This window comes from Micromonospora sp. B006 (genome assembly GCF_003408515.1).
GTDB lineage: Bacteria > Actinomycetota > Actinomycetes > Mycobacteriales > Micromonosporaceae > Micromonospora > Micromonospora echinospora_A.
The window spans coordinates 4,048,374-4,065,085 of sequence record NZ_CP030865.1; the positions used below are offsets into that span (position 1 = coordinate 4,048,374).

Sequence of the window (16,712 nt, forward strand, 5' to 3'; positions counted from 1 at the left end):
CGCTCACCGACACGGCGCGGGCCGACAACGGCGCGGGTCGACGCGGCGCGCTACCGGGTGCGGCGCTGCGCCGGGGCGGGTGGCGGCACGTCGAGCAGGCCGAGGCGGTGGGCCAGCGCGGCTGCCTCCACCCGGTTGGTCACGTCGAGCTTGGCGATGATCCGGGACACGTGCACGCTCGCCGTCTTCGGCGAGATGAACAGCCGCTCGGCGATGCGGCTGTTGCTGTGCCCCTCGGCGACCAGGCGCAGCACCTCCCGTTCCCGGCTGGTCAGCAGGTCCGGCCCGGGTCGCCCGGTGCCGCGCAGCCCGACCCGGCGGGCCAGCGTCGCCGCCTGCTCGCCCAGCGGGGTCGCGCCCAGCCGGGCGGCCACCTCGACGGTCTCCCGCACCGCGGCGGCCACCTCGTCCCGCTCGCCCGCCGCCGCGGCCGCCTCGGCCAGCCCGAGCAGCGCCCGGCCCAGCGGGTACGGCTGTCCGGCCGTCCGCCACGCCGCCACCGCCGCCCGCCACTGCGCGAGCGCCCCGGCGGGGCCGGTGGACGCGAGCCCGGCCAGGACGGCGGCGACGTCGGCCGCGTACGCCTGCTCGGCCGGGTGCCGGGCGGGCAGCGCGGCGGCCGTCGTGGACACGTCGGCGGCGAGCGTCGCGTCACCGGTCAGCGCGGCGGTACGCGCCACCGCGCTGAGCACCGGCCAGCCCTCGCGCGGCAGGTCGGCCAGGTGCGGGTCGGCCAGGGCGGCGCGCGCCGCGCGTACCGCTTCCAGCTTGTCGTCAGCGGCGAGCGCGGCCTCGACGCGCAGCTCGTGCAGCGGCAGCCGGTGGTTCGGCCACAGGTAGGGGCGGCTGAGGAACGCCAGCGCCCGCCCGACGACCTCGTCGGCGGCGGGATGGGCGCGGGCCAGGTGGAGCCCGGCGCGCAGTTGCAGCCAGTGCAGCCCGGAGACGCCGGGCGGGTCGATGCGGGCCGCCTCGGCGCAGGTGCTGTCCGCCTCGTCCCAGCGGCCCAGCGCGATCAGCGCCTCGGCCCGGTTCGACAGCAGGTACGCCCCGATCGAGCGGCTGATGCCGACCCGGCGCGCCTCGGTCACCCCGGCGGCGGCTGCCTGTTCGGACTCGTCGTAGCGGCCCAGCTCGTAGAGCACGTCGGAGAGGAAGACCAGCGCGCTGACCAGGGCCCACGAGTCACCTGCGGCGCGGGCCCGCGCCTCGACCCGGCGCAGCTCGGCCAGCCCGCGCTCCGGGGTGCCGTCGAGGCGGTGCAGCAGGGCGATCCGGGTGGGCAGCAGCACCAGGTCGGTGCCGACCTCGGACGCGCCGGCCGCCGCCTCGGCGGCGACCGAGGCGGCCTCGCGCGGGTCGACCTTCATCAGGTGCGACGCGATGTCGGCCAGCACGGCGAACCGTTCCGCGCCGTCGGGGGCGCCGGCCGCCAGCCGGTACGCCTCGCGCAGCTCGGCCGCGCCGTCGCTCTTGCCGAGCAGCGCGAACAGCCGGCCCCGGTGGTCGAGCAGGCGGGCGGCGCGCAGCGGTTCGGCGTCGGGGTCGACCTCGGCCAGCGCGGCCCGGGTGAGCGTGAGCGCGCGGCTGAGGTCACCGGCGGTGACCGCCGCGGTGAGCGTCTCCTCCAGCACCCGCAGGTGGTCCATTTCGAGCCGGTCGGCGGCGTCGGGCACCTGCTCCCACAGTTCGAGGACGCGCTCCAGCAGCCGGCTCTGCTCGGCGTACGCGTACCGGTCGGCGGCCGCCTCGGCGGCGAGCCGGGCGGCGGTGAGCGCGCGCGGGTGGTCGTGCGCCGCGTACCAGTGGTGGGCGATCTCGGCCGGGGCGCGACCGGCGGCGACCAGGTGGGGTTGGGCCTCGATCGCGGCGGCGTACCGGGCGTGCAGCCGCGCGTGCTCGCCGGGCAGCAGGTCGTCGTGCACGGCCTCGCGGACCAGCGCGTGCCGGAACTCGTAGTCGCCGTCCGGGTCGGCCACCACGAGCTGCCCGGCGACGGCGGCGCGCAGCGCGTCCTCCAGCTCGGCCTCGGGCAGACCGGCCACCTCGGCGAGCAGCTGGTGGGCGAAGCGGGTGCCTCCGGCGGCGGCGATCCGCAGCACCCGCTGGGCCGGCTCGGGCAGCCGGTCGACGCGGGCCAGCAGCAGGTCGCGCAGCGTCTCCGGGATGGCGGCGCAGCCGACCGGGCCACCGGCGGCGGCCAGCTCCTCGATGAAGAACGGGTTGCCCTGGGTGCGTTCGTGCACGTCGTCGACGGTCCGGGCGTACTGCTCGATGCCGAGGAGGTCGGCGAGCACGGCGGCGGTGCCGTCGCGGTCGAGGCGGCCCAGTTCGATCCGGTCGACGCCGCGGACCCGGTCGAGCTCGGCGAGGAACGGCCGCAGCGGGTGCCCGCGGTGCAGTTCGTCGGTGCGGTACGTGCAGACCACCAGCAGGCGGGTGGCGCGGGCGGCCCGCACCAGGAAGCCGATCAGGTCGCGGGTGGAGCGGTCGGCCCAGTGCAGGTCCTCGATCACCAGCACCAGCGGGCGTTCCTCGGCGAGCCGCCGGAACAGGTCGGCGACCAGGTCGAACAGGTAGCCGCGCGGGGTGTCGGCGAGGGCCGGCCCGGCGGGCGCGGCGGCCGCGGCGGGCATCCGGGCCAGCTCCGGCAGCAGCCGGGCGAACTCCGCCTCGTAGCCGGCGAAGGCGGCCGGCCCGTCGTGGCGCAGCACGTCGCGCAGCGCGGCCGCGAACGGGGCGAACGGCAGGCCGGCCTCGCCCAGCTCCAGGCACTGGCCGACCAGCAGCCGCGCCCCGGCGGTGTGGACGTGCGTGCCGAACTCCTCCAGCAGCCGGGTCTTGCCGACCCCGGCCTCGCCGCCGACGAGCACCGTTGTCGGGTCGCCGGACCGGGCCCGGGCGAGCGCGTCGCCGAGCACTGTCAGCTCGGGCCGACGGCCGACGAGGACGGTGCTGGCGGCGCGTACTGTCACGCCGTCGAGCATGCCACGGCCCCCCGACGGCCCGGCCCGGCCGATCGGGCGGCGCACGGCCGCCGGCCCGGCCGCCCCCGTGACGGCCGGACCGGCGAGTTTCCCTACGGCACCGGCCGCGCCCACGAACCCGGTGACGGTCGGACCGGCGAGTTTCCCTACGGCACCGGCCGCGCCCACGAACCCGGTGACAGCCGGACCGGCGACGGCCGCCGGTGCGGTCACCGGCGGGCGTCGGTGGTGCGGGCGTGGTGCTGCCGGCGGCTCAGCCAGCCGCGCGGGTGCCGGCGGGGCAGCGACCGGGCCAGCCGGTCCTGTGCCGCGTCGGCCTGCAGTTCGGAGGCGTGGCTGCGGTGGATGCTGAGGATGAACTCCGCGTCGTTGCCGAACATGTCGGATCTCCCTGTCGTGCGTCTGTCGTCCCTGTCGAGATCCACTTTTCGCGCGAAGGTGCCCCCGACGCATGGGTACGCAGCCTGATCTTTCCCCCCGCCGCCTCCTTACCTGAGGGCCGGCCGGGGCCGGCGCGACCGTAAGGTACTCAGCCCGCGCCGGAAGGGGCGGCCACGGATCAACGTGACGTGCGCCGACCACTAGACTCTGCGGCATGGCAAAGCCCCAGGAGAAGGTCTCGTTCGGCCAGCGGCTGAAGCAGATCGGGATGGTGTTCCGGTTCACCGCCAAGCAGGACAAGTGGTTCGCGCCGCTGACGGCGGCGGCGGTGCTGATCCCGCTCGCGCTCACCGTGGTCGCGGTGATCGCCTGGGGCTGGATCTGGCTGCCGATCGGCATCCTGCTCGCCCTGCTGGCCGTGCTGATCGTGCTCAACCTGCGCTCGAACAAGGCGATGATGAACGCCGCCGAGGGGCAGCCGGGCGCGGCGGCGCAGATCATGGAGAGCATGCGCGGCGACTGGCGGGTCACCCCGGCGGTCAGCTCCACCACCCAGATGGACATGGTGCACCTGGTGGTGGGCCGGCAGGGCGTGATCCTGCTGGCCGAGGGGCACCCGCAGCGCGTGCGTGGCCTGCTCGGCCAGGAGAAGCGCCGGCTGGCGAAGGTGATCGGCACGGCTCCGCTGCACGACTACGTGATCGGGCAGGGCGAGGGTGAGCTGCCGGTCCGCAAGCTGCGGATGACGCTGATGCGGCTGCCCCGCGCCCTGTCCCCGAAGGACGTCAACGCCCTCGACAAGCGGCTCAAGGCGCTGACGGCACGGCCGCAGATGCCCAAGGGCGCGGTCCCGAAGAACATGCGGCCGCCGCGCGGCGCGTTCCGGCAGACCCGGGGTCGCTGACCTCCGGCGTACGCGAGAAGGAGCCGGTCCCGTGCGGGGCCGGCTCCTTTCTCGTGCGGGTCAGCGGCGCGGCGCGTCGGTGACGACGGAGCCGGCGAGCCGGTCGTGCAGGCCGCGCCGGTGCTCGTCCATGAGCAGGGCCGGCACGACGAGGGCCAGCAGGAATCCGCGCAGCAGCCCGCGGAGCAGCCCGATCCGGCCGCCGTCGGCCCAGGCGACGCAGCGCAGCCGGGTCAGGTACATGCCGGGGGTCTGGGCGAACAGGCCGATGAAGAAGCCGTACTCCAGGATCAGCACCAGGACCGGCGGCCAGCCGTCGCGGACCGGGTCGGAGAAGGCCCGGGCGACCATCAGGCACAGCACCCAGTCGATGATCAGGGCGCCGAATCGGCGGCCGAGGCTGGGCGGGGTGAAAGCGGGGTCGGTGGCGGGCGGCACCGGTGTGGCGGCGGTATCGGTCACAGCGGCCAGGGTAGCGCCGCCGAGACCGTCAACGAAAATTCCGACATTCCGCACCAGACAGCGCTAGGATGACGCTCCGCAAGCGACGTAACACGGCGGAAACAGACGAGACACGGCAGGGCAACCCCCCGGCCATAGCGTCGCCAGTAGTTAGCTACCGGAGTGGACCTGCCAGGAGGACGTGTGTTCGCCAATTCCGAGGAACTCCTGCGATACCTCGCCAACGAGGACGTGAAGTTCGTCGACGTACGTTTCTGTGACCTGCCCGGCGTGATGCAGCACTTCAACCTGCCGGTCGAGTCGTTCGACGACAGCGTGTTCACCGACGGCCTCGCCTTCGACGGCTCCTCGATCCGCGGGTTCCAGGCCATCCACGAGTCCGACATGCTCCTGCTGCCGGACGTCGCCACCGCCTTCATCGACCCGTTCCGCACGCAGAAGACCCTCGCGCTGAACTTCTTCATCCACGACCCGTTCACCCGCGAGGCCTACTCCCGCGACCCCCGCAACGTCGCCAAGAAGGCCGAGGCCTACCTCGCCGCCAGCGGCATCGCCGACACCGCCTACTTCGGCGCCGAGGCGGAGTTCTACATCTTCGACTCCATCCGCCACGAAACCTCCGCCCACCAGTCGTTCTACTACATCGACTCGATCGAAGGCGCCTGGAACAGCGGCCGCATCGAAGAGGGCGGCAACCGCGGCTACAAGACCGCCTACAAGGGCGGCTACTTCCCGGTGCCCCCGGTGGACCACTACGCCGACCTGCGCGACCGGATCGTGCGGCGCCTCGTCGACGGTGGCTTCACCGTCGAGCGTTCGCACCACGAGGTGGGCACCGCCGGCCAGTCGGAGATCAACTACAAGTTCTCCACGCTGCTGCACGCCGCCGACCAGCTCCAGCTGTTCAAGTACATCGTCAAGAACGAGACCTGGGCCGCGGGCAAGACCGCCACGTTCATGCCCAAGCCGCTGTTCGGCGACAACGGCTCCGGCATGCACACCCACCAGAGCCTCTGGCGCGGCGGCGAGCCGCTGTTCTACGACGAGACCGGCTACGCCGGCCTGTCCGACACCGCCCGCTGGTACATCGGCGGCCTCCTGCACCACGCCCCCTCGCTGCTCGCCTTCACCAACCCGACGGTGAACTCCTACCGCCGCCTGGTGCCGGGCTTCGAGGCGCCGGTGAACCTGGTCTACTCGCAGCGCAACCGCTCCGCGTGCACCCGCATCCCGGTCACCGGCAGCAACCCGAAGGCCAAGCGCGTCGAGTTCCGGGTGCCGGACCCGTCCAGCAACCCGTACCTGGCGTTCTCGGCCATGATGATGGCCGGTCTCGACGGCATCAAGAGCAAGATCGAGCCGCCGGCGCCGATCGACAAGGACCTCTACGACCTCCCGCCGGAGGAGTGGGGCGACGTCAAGCAGGTCCCGGGCTCGCTGCCGGAGGTGCTCGACGCGCTCGAGGCCGACCACGACTACCTGCTCGACGGCGGCGTGTTCACGCCCGACCTGATCTCCACCTGGGTCGAGTGGAAGCGGGCCAACGAGGTCGACCCGGTGCGCCTGCGCCCGACCCCGCACGAGTTCGCCATGTACTTCGACTGCTGAGCACGCTCGTCAGCACCGGCCGGGCCGGCTCCGCGATGGCGGAGCCGGCCCGGCCGTTTCACGCGGCTCGTCGGCGCAGCGCGGCCCGGACGCCGGTCACCGCGACGACCACCACCAGCACCGTCATCAGCACCGCGCCTGGCGCCTTGGTGAACCGGGCCAGGTTGGTCCCGTCGGGCAGGGTGAGCAGCGAGACTACCGCGCAGGGAGCCACGAACCAGACCTCCCGGGCCAACGGCACCGCCGCGACCGCGAGCAGGGTCAGCGGCCAGATCGCGTACCAGGGGTGGAAGACCGGCGCGAGCAACACCGTGGCGGCCAGCGCCAGCCCCGCGCCGAGCAGCGCCACCCGGGGCCGGGCCAGAGTCAGCCGGGCGACCCGCTGCCGGGCGTCGTTGAGCCGCCGCAGCGTCGTCCACGCCCGCCACCAGAGCGCCACCAACGCTCCGGCAAGCAGCGCCAGCGCGACCGTCCGCGCCACCGGGACCGCCGCCGGCCGCCGCCCGGCCAGCTCACCGGCGTAGTCGATGACGAAGCCGACAGCCGTCGGCGGGGAGGTCCACTGCTGCGAGTCGCCGCTGTGGCCGAGCCCTCCGATCCAGCCCAGCCCGAGGCCGGTGGCGAGCGAGACGACGAGCAGCGTGCCGAGCACCGACGCGGCCAGTTGCCCGCCGTCGCGCAGCAGCGCCCGCCAGGTGTAGCGGCCGAGCACGGCGGCGAGCGCCGCGAACGGCAGCGCCACCACCGCCACCGCCTTCACCGCCACGGCCAGGCCCAGCAGCACCCCGGCCACCAGCAGCGCGCGCGGCTTGCCCGGCCGGCGGACCAGCACCAGCAGGCCGAGCAGGAGCAGCCCGAGCGCGAGCGCGTCGTTGTGCGCCCCGGCCACCAGGTGGATCCCGACCAGCGGGCAGGCGAGCACCAGCCACGCGGCCCGGCGCGTGGGCACCCCGGCGGCCCGGGCCAGGCCGGGCAGGCAGAGCGCGGCCAGCAGCACCCCGGCCACCGCGACCAGCCGCAGCGCCACCACCGTCCCGATCAGGCCGCCGCCGGCGAGCACGGCGAGCCCGGCCAGCAGGACGAAGAACGGCCCGTACGGCGCCGGGGTGTCCCGCCAGATCGGCGACACCGAGTCGGTCCACGGGCAGCCGGCCGCCGCGACCCCCACCCGGTACGGGCTGAGCCCCTGCGTCCACGTCCAGCCCTGGCAGGCGTACGAATAGACGTCGCGGCTGCCGATCGGCGGCGCGGCGAGCAGCGGCAGCGACCAGAGCCCGGCGGTCAGGTACGCCCACCGGCCGGACGGCGCGCCCCACCGCAGCGACCACCAGGCGCCGACCAGCAGCAGCGTCCCGGCCAGCCAGCAGCCGAGCGTCAGCGGCCCGTTCGGGGCCGCCCAGATCGCGGCGAGCGTGCTGCGCGGGGGCGGACCGGGCAGCGCGCCGCCGAGCCACCCCGCGGCGGTGAGCAGCACCGCCCCGGCGAGACCGGCGTAGCGGGCGACGGCGGCGGCGATCGGCCGGACCGGTCCGTCGACCTCGCTCACCGGCACACTCCTCAGTCCGCGGGAACCGGCTGCCGGCCCATGCGAGCCGACCGTACCAACCACACGACCACCCCGATCACGAACAGGGTCATCAGCGGCGCACCGGGCATCTTGCTGAACCGGGCCAGCCCGGTGCCGTCGGCGAGCACCAGGAACGACGACACCACCGTGACGATCGAGAACCAGAGGGTGCGGTGCGCGGTCGCGGCGAGCACCGCCAGCGGCCACAGCCAGTACCAGGGGTGGAACAGCGGAGACAGCGCGACGGTGGCGGTGAGCGCCAGCGCGGCGTGCCAGAAGGGCTCACCGCGACGGAACGACCGGAACCAGAGCCAGACCAGCACCCCGATCAGCGCGACCATGCCGATCGCCCGGGTCACCGGCAGCGCGTCGACGTGCACCCCGAACGGCACCAGCAGATAGCCGACGGTCTGCCCCACCGCCGTCGGCGGCGACGTCCAGGCCACCACCAGGCTGCCCTGCTCCAGCCCGCTGATGAAACCCAGCCCCAGACCGGAGACGACAGTCACCCCGGCCAGCGCCACGAGCGACCCGCCGACCACCCACCCGCCGTCGCGGACCAGCGACCTGATCCGGTACGCCCCGACGATGGCGGCGAGCGCGGCGAACGGCATCACGACCAGCGCGGTGACCTTGACGGCGGCTGCGAGTCCGAGCAGCGCCCCACCGGCGAGCAACGGCCAGGGCCGGCCCGGGCGGGCCGCCACCACCGCCAGCCCGGCCACGAGCAGGCCGATCATCAGCGCGTCGTTGTGCGCGCCGGATATCAGGTGCACGGGCACCAGCGGGCTCGCAAGCGCCAGCCACAGCGCCCGCCGCGGCGGCACCCCGCAGCGGCGGGCCAGCACCGGCAGCGCCCACGCGGTGAGCGCCACCCCGGCCACGGCGAGCAGCCGGAACAGCGCGACAGCGCCGAGCAGCGAGCCGGTGGCCTCCACCACCGCGCCGGCGAGCAGCACGAACAGCGGCCCGTACGGTGCCGGGGTGTCCCGCCAGATGAAGGAGATGGTGTCCAGCCAGGGGCAGGGCAGCGCTGACACGCCCTGCTCGTAGGGGTTGATCCCGGCCGAGAAACTGGCGCCCTGGCAGGCGTACGCGTACACGTCCCGGCTGCCCAGCGGCGGCGCGACCAGCATCGGCAGCAGCCACAGCGCGACTGTGACCAGCACCCAGCGCGACGACGGCACCCGGTCCCGCAGCGACCACCAGGCCCACGCCAGCAGCGCGGTGCCGACCAGCCACAACCCGATGGTCAGCGGCCCGTTCGGGCCCTGCCAGATGCTGACCGGAGTGGGACGCAACTCGCCGTCGGGCAGGGCGCCGCCGAGGAACGCGGCCACGGCGAGCAGCACCGAACCCGCCAGGCCGATCCAACGCGAGAGGTGGTGAGACACGCCCGACATGCTGCCAGTACGGTGGTTCGCGATCAGGAGGTGGGCATGCGGGGCGGTCGGGTGGTGGCGGTGTCCGCCGCGTCGGCGCTCGTCCTGGCCGTGCTGTATCTCACCCTGCCGGTCACCGGCTCGGACCTGTCCGCCCAGGTCGCCCGCGCCGACTTCTTCGCCGCGCACCCGTCCGCCCTGGTCGACCTGCGCTGGTACGGCGGCGTGCACCCGTGGGGCTACAGCCTCGTCTCGCCGCCGCTGATGGCGCTGCTCGGCGTACGCGTCACCGGCGCGCTCGCGCTGCTCGCCTCCGCCACCGCGTTCGCCGCCCTGCTGGTGCGTACCCGGGTGCCCCGCCCGCTGCTCGGCAGCCTGGTCGGCGTGCTGACGATCGCCGGCAACCTGGTCTCCGGCCGGGTCACCTACGCCCTCGGCGTCGCGTTCGGCCTGGCCGCGCTGCTCGCGCTCACAGTGCCCGCCCACCGCGCTCCCGCCGGTGCCGCTGCCGACGCTTCCGCCGAACCGGCCGGTGCCGCCGGTGGAGCCGGCGTCGACGCCGACGCCGACCCCGGTACCAGTGCCGGTCCGGCCGGTGCCGCTGCTGGTCTGGCCAGCGCCGGCGCGCCGGCCGGCCACGTCGGCATCGGGGCGCGCCGGAGCGTCTGGGCGACCGTCGCCGCCGCTGCCACCGCGCTGCTCGCCTCCGCGGCCAGCCCGGTGGCCGGGCTGTTCGTCGGGCTCGTCGGCGTCGCGCTGCTGCTGACCCGCCGGTACGCCGACGGCCTGCTGCTCGCCGTACCCGCGGCCGGGTCGCTGGCCGTGACCGGGCTGCTGTTCGGCGAGGGCGGCTGGATGAACATCAGCCGCACCGACACCGTGCACGCCGTGGTGACGAGCCTGCTGGTCGCGGCGCTCGTGACGTACCGGCCGGTGCGGGTGGGCGCGCTGCTGTCCGCGGCCGGGGTGCTGGCGTCGGCGTTGCTGCCCACCCCGGTCGGGCTGAACGCCACCCGCCTGGTGGTGATGTTCGCGCTGCCGCTGCTGGCTGCCGCCGCGACGCCACCGGCATGGTTCACCGAGAGCCGCCTCAGCGGTCGACTCGGGTTGGGCCGGGCCGGCGCGGGCCGAGGCGGCGTGGACCCGGACAGCGAGGGCCGTTCCGACAGCGGCCCGCGTGGCACGGGCCGGCCCGGCGAGGGTCGGTCCCGCCGAGCGGTCGGGGCGGCCGGGCTGGCCGCCCTGCTCGCCGTCGTCTGCTGGTGGCAGCCGCCGGTGGTCACCGCCGACCTGCGCAGCGCCGACGATCCGACGGCCGACCCGGCGTACTTCGCTTCGCTGCGCGCGGAACTGGCCCGGCGCGGGCTCACCGGACGGGTGGAGGTGCCGCCGACCCGCAACTACTGGGAGGCGGCTCGGATGGGCGAGGTGCCGCTGGCCCGGGGGTGGCTACGGCAGGCCGACATCGACCGCAACCCGCTGTTCTTCACCACTGTGCCCGGCGCGGACGGCACCGGCATTCCGCTGACGCCCGTCACCTACCGGGACTGGCTGGCCGACAACGCGGTGCAGTACGTGGCAGTGCCCGACGCCGAGTTCTCCTGGGTGGGGCGGTCCGAGGCGAAGCTGGTGGAGTTGGGTCAGCCGTACCTGACCGAGGTCTGGTCGGACCGGCACTGGAAGCTGTACGCGGTCGCCGACCCCACCCCGATCGTCGGCGCACCGGGCGAACTGATCAGCCAGGACGGCGCCTCGATCACATTCCGCGCCTCCGCCCCCGGCCCGATCCCGATCCGGGTACGCCACGACCGCTGGCTCACCGCCTCCGACGGCGCCACGGTCACCCGGGACGGCAAGTGGACCACCGTGACGGTCCCCCGAGCGGGCACCTACACCCTCACAAGCTGACCCGGCGAGAGATCTTGGTACGAAATGGCCCCCATAGGGGCCGTTCTCTACCAAGATCTCTCGGCTATCCCGGGATACGGAACACATGTCTCGCGCTTCGGGACCAGCGTCGGCAGCGGCGCAGCGAGGGCTGCGAGTGCAAGATCTGTGAAGGTTGCTGTCAAGTGGTGGCTTCGAGGGTGCGCCAGATTTGGCGGGCTATGTAGCGTTTGAGGCTGCGGGTGATTTCGGCTGGGGTGTGGCCTTCTGTGGTGCGGCGGTTGGTGTAGTCCTTGGTGGGCTGGTGGCATCGTTGGCGGGTTTTGGCGATGGTGTGCAGGGCGGCGTTGAGGGTGCGGTCGCCGCCTCGGTTGAGGCGGTGGCGGGTGATGCGGCCGGAGCTGGCGGGGACGGGGCTGACGCCGGCGAGTGAGGCGAAGGCGGCTTCGTTGCGGAATCGGCCGGGGTGTGACCAGGCGGTCAGCGCGATCGCGGCGGTGACGGGGCCGATGCCGGGTTGGTCGAGCAGGGTGGGGCAGAGTTTGTCGACCAGGGTGCGGATCTCGGCGAGGTTGGCTTTCAGGAGCCGGTCGAGGGTGAGGATCTGCTCGGCGAGGGCTGCCAGGTGAGTGCGGCGCAGCCGGTCGAGACCGCTGCCGCTGCCGCTGGTGGTGGTGAGGGTGGTGGCGTGCTGGACCTGCCGCAGGGTGCTCAGTCCTCGCATCTGTGTGCGTAGGTCGTCGTCGGCGGTGAGGATCACCGATTTGAACAGGTTGATGGTGGCGGTGCGGGTGTCGCTGTAGTGGCGGCGGCAGACGTGCAGCAGGCGCAGGGCTTCCCGGTCGCCGTCGGCGCGGGGTGTGGCGACGTGATCGGCGGCCAGCACGCCACGAGCGGCGTGCACGGCGTCCAGCGTGTCGGACTTGCCGCCTCGACGGCGGCGTCCGGCAGCGGGTTTAGGTGCTTCCAGGACGTACTCGTCCGCGGCGCGCAGGACGCGCAGCAGACCGACACCGTGACAACGAGCGCCGTCCAGGGCCCAGGCCCGCCGGCCCGTTCCGAGCGTGCTGCTCTGCTGCTGGGCCCAGGCCAGCAGGACAGCGGCGCCGTCGTTGGTGGCCGGCACGGTGATCTCCGCCAGCACGGTGCCGACCGCGGTGAGCACCACGGCGGTGTGCGTATCGGTATGGGTGTCCACACCGATGACCGCGTCGACACGCTCGGCCAGACGTTCTGCCAGGATAGGAAACACGGACGGTTCTCCCTTGCACGGGACGACGTTCGGACGGCGTCGGCCCGGGAGACGATCACCCAGCGGCACATCTGTGATGAGTCACGCGACACGGGCTGCACACCCCCGTCGCGGACAGGCTTCTGATCAGGCCAACAAGGTGGGCCGGGCCGACGCCGGCAACCCACGAGGACAAGTCGACGCCACGGCACACCAACTCACAGCGGCCAGATCTTGCATGAGTCACTCATAGATCACCGACGTCGAACCCTACCGATACCAACCACCCGGAACCGGCCCACCTATAGAAGCGTCGACGCCGAGGGCAGGGCGAGACCGAGGGCAGGGCGAGGGCAGGCAGGCAGGCAGGCCGGGGCAGTGCAACCCCAAGAGGCGTGGGCGGGCGCAGGGTCTACAGGGGTGACTCCAGGATGCGCTGGACGACTGTGCGGGAGTGGCGGCCGGTGCGCAGGTACTCGTCGAGGAACTCGCCCTGGTCCTCGCGCCCCAGCAGCCGCACCACCCCGGCCAGCTCCACCCCGTGCCGGGGCAGCTGGTCACCGGCCCGGCCGCGTACCAGCATCAGCGCGTCACGCACCTCGGCGGCGAGCGTCCAGCCGGCGGCCAGCTCGGCGGCGTCGGTGGCGTCGAGCAGCCCGGCGTCGCGCGCGGCGGTCAGGGCGTCGAGCGTACGGGTGCCGCGCAGCTCGGGTATCCGGCCGGCGTACCGGAGCTGGAGCAGCTGCACGGCCCACTCGACGTCGGCGAGCCCGCCCCGGCCCAGTTTGGTGTGGGTGGCCGGGTCGGCGCCGCGGGGCAGCCGCTCGGTCTCGACCCGCGCCTTGATCCGGCGGATCTCGATGACCTGCTCGCGGGTCAGCCCGTCGGCCGGGTAGCGCACCGGCTCGATCATCGCCTCGAACTCGGCGCCCAGGTCGGCGTCGCCGCAGACGAACCGGGCCCGCAGCAGCGCCTGCGCCTCCCATACGCGGGACCAGCGCGCGTAGTACTGCGCGTACGCGGCGAGGCTGCGGACCAGCGGGCCCTGCCGGCCCTCGGGGCGCAGGTCGGCGTCGACGCCGAGCGGCGGGTCGGGGGCGGGCGCGGACAGCAGCCGGCGCAGCTCCTCGGCGACGGCGTGCGCCGCCGCGCTCGCGGTGCTCTCGTCCACGCCGGGCGGCGGGTCGTAGACGAACAGCACGTCGGCGTCGGAGAGGTAGTTGGACTCGTACCCGCCGAGCCGGCCCATGCCGATCACCGCGAAGCGCAGCCCGGGCGGTCCGGGGTGGACGGTACGGGCCGCGCGCAGCGCGGCGGCGAGCGTGGCGTCGGCGACGTGGGACAGCGCGGTGCCCACCGCCGTCACGTCCACCACCGTGGGCCGGCGTTCCCCGCCGCCGACCGGGCGGGGGGTGAGCGGGGCGAGCGAGCCGGCGCGGCTGAGCACGTCGGCGGCGGCGATCCGGACCAGTTCCCGGCGGCGCAGGGCGCGGACCGCCCGGATCGCCTCGACCGGGTCGTCGTGCCGGGCGGCCGCGGCGGCGAACCCGTCGACGAGCGTCTCGCGCGGGCGCGGGGTCAGTTCGCTGTCCTCGGCGAGCAGCCGCAGCGCCTCCGGCTCGCGGGACAGCATGTCGGCCGCGTACCGGGACGAGGAGAGCACCCGGGCCAGGCGGCGCGCGACAGGGCCGGAGTCGCGCAGCAGGCGCAGGTACCACGGGGTGCTGCCGAGCTTGTCGGACACCTGCCGGTAGTTGAGCAGACCGCGGTCCGGCTCGGGGGCGTCGGCGAACTCGTCGAGCAGCACCGGCAGCAGCGTGCGCTGGATCGCGGCGGTACGGCTGACGCCGCCGGTGAGCGCCTGCAGGTGCCGCAGCGCGCCGGCCGGGTCGGCGAAGCCGAGCACCTCCAGCCGGTGCCGCGCCGCCTCGGGCGTGAGCCGCAGCCCTTCGGCCGGTACCCGGGCCACGGATTCCAGCAGCGGCCGGTAGAGCAGTTTGGCGTGCAGCCGGCGTACCTCGGCGGCGTGGGTGACCCACTCGGCGCGGAACTCCTCGACGGCGCTGCGGCCCGGCGTGGCCGCGTAGCCGAGCGCGGCGGCGAGCCAGCGCAGCGCGGCCGGTTCGGTCGGCACGGTGTGGGTGCGGCGCAGCGCCTGGAGCTGGAGCCGGTGCTCGACGGCGCGCAGGAAGCGGTAGCCGCGCAGTAGCGCCTCCCCGTCGGCGCGCCCGACGTAGCCGCCGGCGACGAGCGCGCGCAGCGCCGGCACGGTGCCCGGCACCCGCAGCGACTCGTCGCCCCGGCCGTGCACGAGCTGAAGCAACTGGACGGCGAACTCGATGTCGCGCAGCCCGCCCGGACCGCGCTTGATCTCGCGTTCCAGCTCCTTCGGCGGCACGTTGTCGAGGATCTTGCGGCGCATGGACCGGACGTCCTCGACCGCCTCGGGGCGTTCGGCGGCGGTCCACACGAGCGGGGCCAGCGCCTCGATCCACTCCCGGGCCAGCTCCAGGTCGCCGGCGGCCGGGCGGGCCTTGAGCAGCGCCTGGAACTCCCAGGTGCGGGCCCAGCGCTTGTAGTAGGCGAGGTGGCTGGCGAGCGTGCGGACCAGCGGCCCCCGGTTGCCCTCGGGGCGCAGCGCCGCGTCGACCGGCCAGGCCACCAGGCCGCAGATCTGGATCAGCCGGGTGGCGACCTGGGTGGCGGCGGGCAGGTCGTCGTCGGTCGCGGAGACGAAGATGACGTCGACGTCGGAGACGTAGTTCAGCTCGTCGCCGCCGCACTTGCCCATCGCCACCACGGCGAGGCGGGGGCGCGGCGTGCCCTCGGGCAGCTCGGCGACGGCGATGTCGTAGGCGGCGGCCAGCGTGGCGTCGGCCAGCCCGGACAGCGCCGCCATGGTCTGCTCCAGGCCGCGCCCGCCGGTCAGGTCGGCCGCCGCGATCCGCAACAGCGCCAGCCGGTACGCCTGCCGCAGCAGCGGGACCGCGCCGGTCATGTTGGTGAGCCGGGCGGCCACGCTCAGGTCGAGCCGGCCGTCAGCGGTGGGGGCGAGCCCGTCCGGCTCGGTGGCCAGCACCGCCCACTGCCCGGGGTTGGCCACCAGGTGGTCGCCGAGCGCGGAGGAGGCGCCGAGCACCGCGATCAGCCGGCGGCGCAGCCCGGGGTCGGCGGCCAGCGCGTCGCGTACGGCCACCTCGTCGCCGGAGCGCCGCTCGGACTCGACCATCCGGTGCAGCTGACGCAGGGCCAGGTCCGGGTCGGCGGCGCGGGACAGCGCGGCGAGCAGCTCGGCGGCGCGTTCGTCGGCCGGCTCCTGCGTGTCGGGTCGCCACAGCGCGAGCCCGTCCGGGCCGAGCAGGTCGGCGGCGCGCGTCGCGCCGTCACCCTCGGCGAATCCGTAGCGGGCCAGGCGCCCGCGGGCCGGCCGGGTCACCCTCAGGCCCCGAGCAGCGGCAGGCTGCGGCGCGGGTTGTCGTCGCCGAGTTCGCCGAGCGCGAGCGCGGCGAACCGGATCGCGAACGGCTGCCACGCCTCCTCGACGTCTGCCATCACCCGGTCGCAGGCGGCCACCACCAGCTCCGGGTCGTAGTCCAGCTCGGCGAGCACCGCCGAGTCGCGGGACCACTCGGCGATCATCGCGGTGTCGCACTCGATGTGGAACTGCAGGCCCCAGGCCCGGTCGCCGAGGCGGAACGCCTGGTGCGGGTAGCGGGTGGACGCGGCCAGCAGCGTCGCGCCGTGCGGCAGCTCGGTGATCTCGTCGGCGTGCCACTGGAGCACGTCGGGCATCAACGGCACGTACCGGAACAGCGGATCGTCCTCGGCGGCGTCGCGCCGGCCCACCAGCGCCGGGCCGATCTCCGGCCCGGACGGGCTGCGCTCGACCAGGCCGGCGTGCGCGGTGGCGAGCAGTTGCGCGCCGAGGCAGATCGCGAGCGTGGGCACGCGCTGGCGGACCGCCTTGCGCAGCAGCCCTTCCAGCGCCGGGAACCAGGGCGCGCCGGGGGCGCCGTCGGGCCCCGGGTACGCCTGCTGGTCGCCGCCGAGCACCACCAGGGCGGCATATCCCTCCAGGTCGGCGGGGAGCGCGTCACCGGCGTGCGGACGCAGGACGCGCAGCTCCAGGCCCCCTTCGGTGAGCCACTCCCCCAGGCGGCGGAGGTCGTCGGTCGGGTCGTTCTCGATCACCAGCGCGGTCGCCACGACGTCGAGGCTAACCGGTACGCCCGACAGCGGGCCCCTCGGCTCGGCGGCACTAGGCTGCCGATCGTGCCCGACGACTGCCTGCGCCCACCGGCCC

Annotated in this window: 10 protein-coding genes and 2 pseudogenes; 4 read left to right on the top strand and 8 right to left on the bottom strand. The window is 74.5% G+C overall.

All coding sequences use genetic code 11. The features are described 5' to 3' along the window. Positions 1 to 50 precede the first annotated feature (50 nt). Both MicB006_RS17975 and MicB006_RS32035 read right to left on the bottom strand, forming a co-directional pair. Positions 51 to 3,200, bottom strand: coding sequence for a helix-turn-helix transcriptional regulator (locus MicB006_RS17975; RefSeq protein WP_225980406.1), 3,150 nt, complete (start codon positions 3,198 to 3,200; stop codon positions 51 to 53). Next, entirely contained in the window at positions 3,197 to 3,367 is a 171-nt protein-coding gene (locus MicB006_RS32035; protein WP_174537813.1) for a hypothetical protein, read from the bottom strand. The genes MicB006_RS17975 and MicB006_RS32035 overlap by 4 nt, the downstream gene beginning before the upstream one ends. A 215-nt stretch (positions 3,368 to 3,582) precedes the next feature. Here MicB006_RS32035 and MicB006_RS17980 point away from each other — a divergent pair, with 215 nt between their 5' ends. Further along, the gene (locus MicB006_RS17980) at positions 3,583 to 4,272 is read left to right on the top strand and encodes a DUF4191 domain-containing protein (RefSeq protein WP_073831456.1); all 690 of its coding nucleotides are present in this window, start codon (positions 3,583 to 3,585) and stop codon (positions 4,270 to 4,272) included. Positions 4,273 to 4,332: 60 nt separating this feature from the next. Here MicB006_RS17980 and MicB006_RS17985 read toward each other — a convergent pair whose 3' ends face one another. Then, on the bottom strand, positions 4,333 to 4,734 hold the full coding sequence (locus tag MicB006_RS17985; RefSeq protein WP_073831455.1) for an RDD family protein: 402 nt from the start codon (positions 4,732 to 4,734) through the stop codon (positions 4,333 to 4,335). 183 nt (positions 4,735 to 4,917) lie between these two features. On the opposite strand from MicB006_RS17985, the gene glnA reads away from it, so the two are divergent. Further along, positions 4,918 to 6,342, top strand: coding sequence for a type I glutamate--ammonia ligase (gene glnA, locus MicB006_RS17990; RefSeq protein ID WP_116507655.1), 1,425 nt, complete (start codon positions 4,918 to 4,920; stop codon positions 6,340 to 6,342). A gap of 58 nt (positions 6,343 to 6,400) precedes the next feature. On the opposite strand, the gene mptB (MicB006_RS17995) is transcribed toward glnA, so the two are convergent. Both mptB (MicB006_RS17995) and mptB (MicB006_RS18000) read right to left on the bottom strand, forming a co-directional pair. Beyond that, a complete protein-coding gene (mptB, locus tag MicB006_RS17995) occupies positions 6,401 to 7,888 on the bottom strand; it encodes a polyprenol phosphomannose-dependent alpha 1,6 mannosyltransferase MptB (RefSeq protein ID WP_116507657.1) in 1,488 nt (495 codons plus the stop codon). Between the two features lie 11 nt (positions 7,889 to 7,899). Next, a complete protein-coding gene (gene mptB, locus MicB006_RS18000) occupies positions 7,900 to 9,312 on the bottom strand; it encodes a polyprenol phosphomannose-dependent alpha 1,6 mannosyltransferase MptB (protein WP_116507659.1) in 1,413 nt (470 codons plus the stop codon). Positions 9,313 to 9,348: 36 nt separating this feature from the next. On the opposite strand from mptB (MicB006_RS18000), the pseudogene MicB006_RS32795 reads away from it, so the two are divergent. Then, a pseudogene (locus tag MicB006_RS32795) lies at positions 9,349 to 10,356 on the top strand (hypothetical protein); the annotation flags it as partial. A 168-nt stretch (positions 10,357 to 10,524) separates the two neighbouring features. Then, a pseudogene (locus MicB006_RS32800) lies at positions 10,525 to 11,199 on the top strand (hypothetical protein); the annotation flags it as partial. 160 nt (positions 11,200 to 11,359) lie between these two features. Here MicB006_RS32800 and MicB006_RS18010 read toward each other — a convergent pair. The 3 genes from MicB006_RS18010 to MicB006_RS18020 form a co-directional block, all read right to left on the bottom strand. Beyond that, positions 11,360 to 12,430 (bottom strand): IS110 family transposase, encoded by a 1,071-nt coding sequence (locus MicB006_RS18010; protein ID WP_116507663.1) that lies wholly within the window; start codon positions 12,428 to 12,430, stop codon positions 11,360 to 11,362. 391 nt (positions 12,431 to 12,821) lie between these two features. Then, on the bottom strand, positions 12,822 to 15,845 hold the full coding sequence (locus tag MicB006_RS18015) for a bifunctional [glutamine synthetase] adenylyltransferase/[glutamine synthetase]-adenylyl-L-tyrosine phosphorylase (protein ID WP_116507665.1): 3,024 nt from the start codon (positions 15,843 to 15,845) through the stop codon (positions 12,822 to 12,824). A gap of 2 nt (positions 15,846 to 15,847) precedes the next feature. After that, positions 15,848 to 16,615, bottom strand: coding sequence for a type 1 glutamine amidotransferase (locus tag MicB006_RS18020; protein ID WP_073831540.1), 768 nt, complete (start codon positions 16,613 to 16,615; stop codon positions 15,848 to 15,850). Positions 16,616 to 16,712 lie beyond the last annotated feature (97 nt).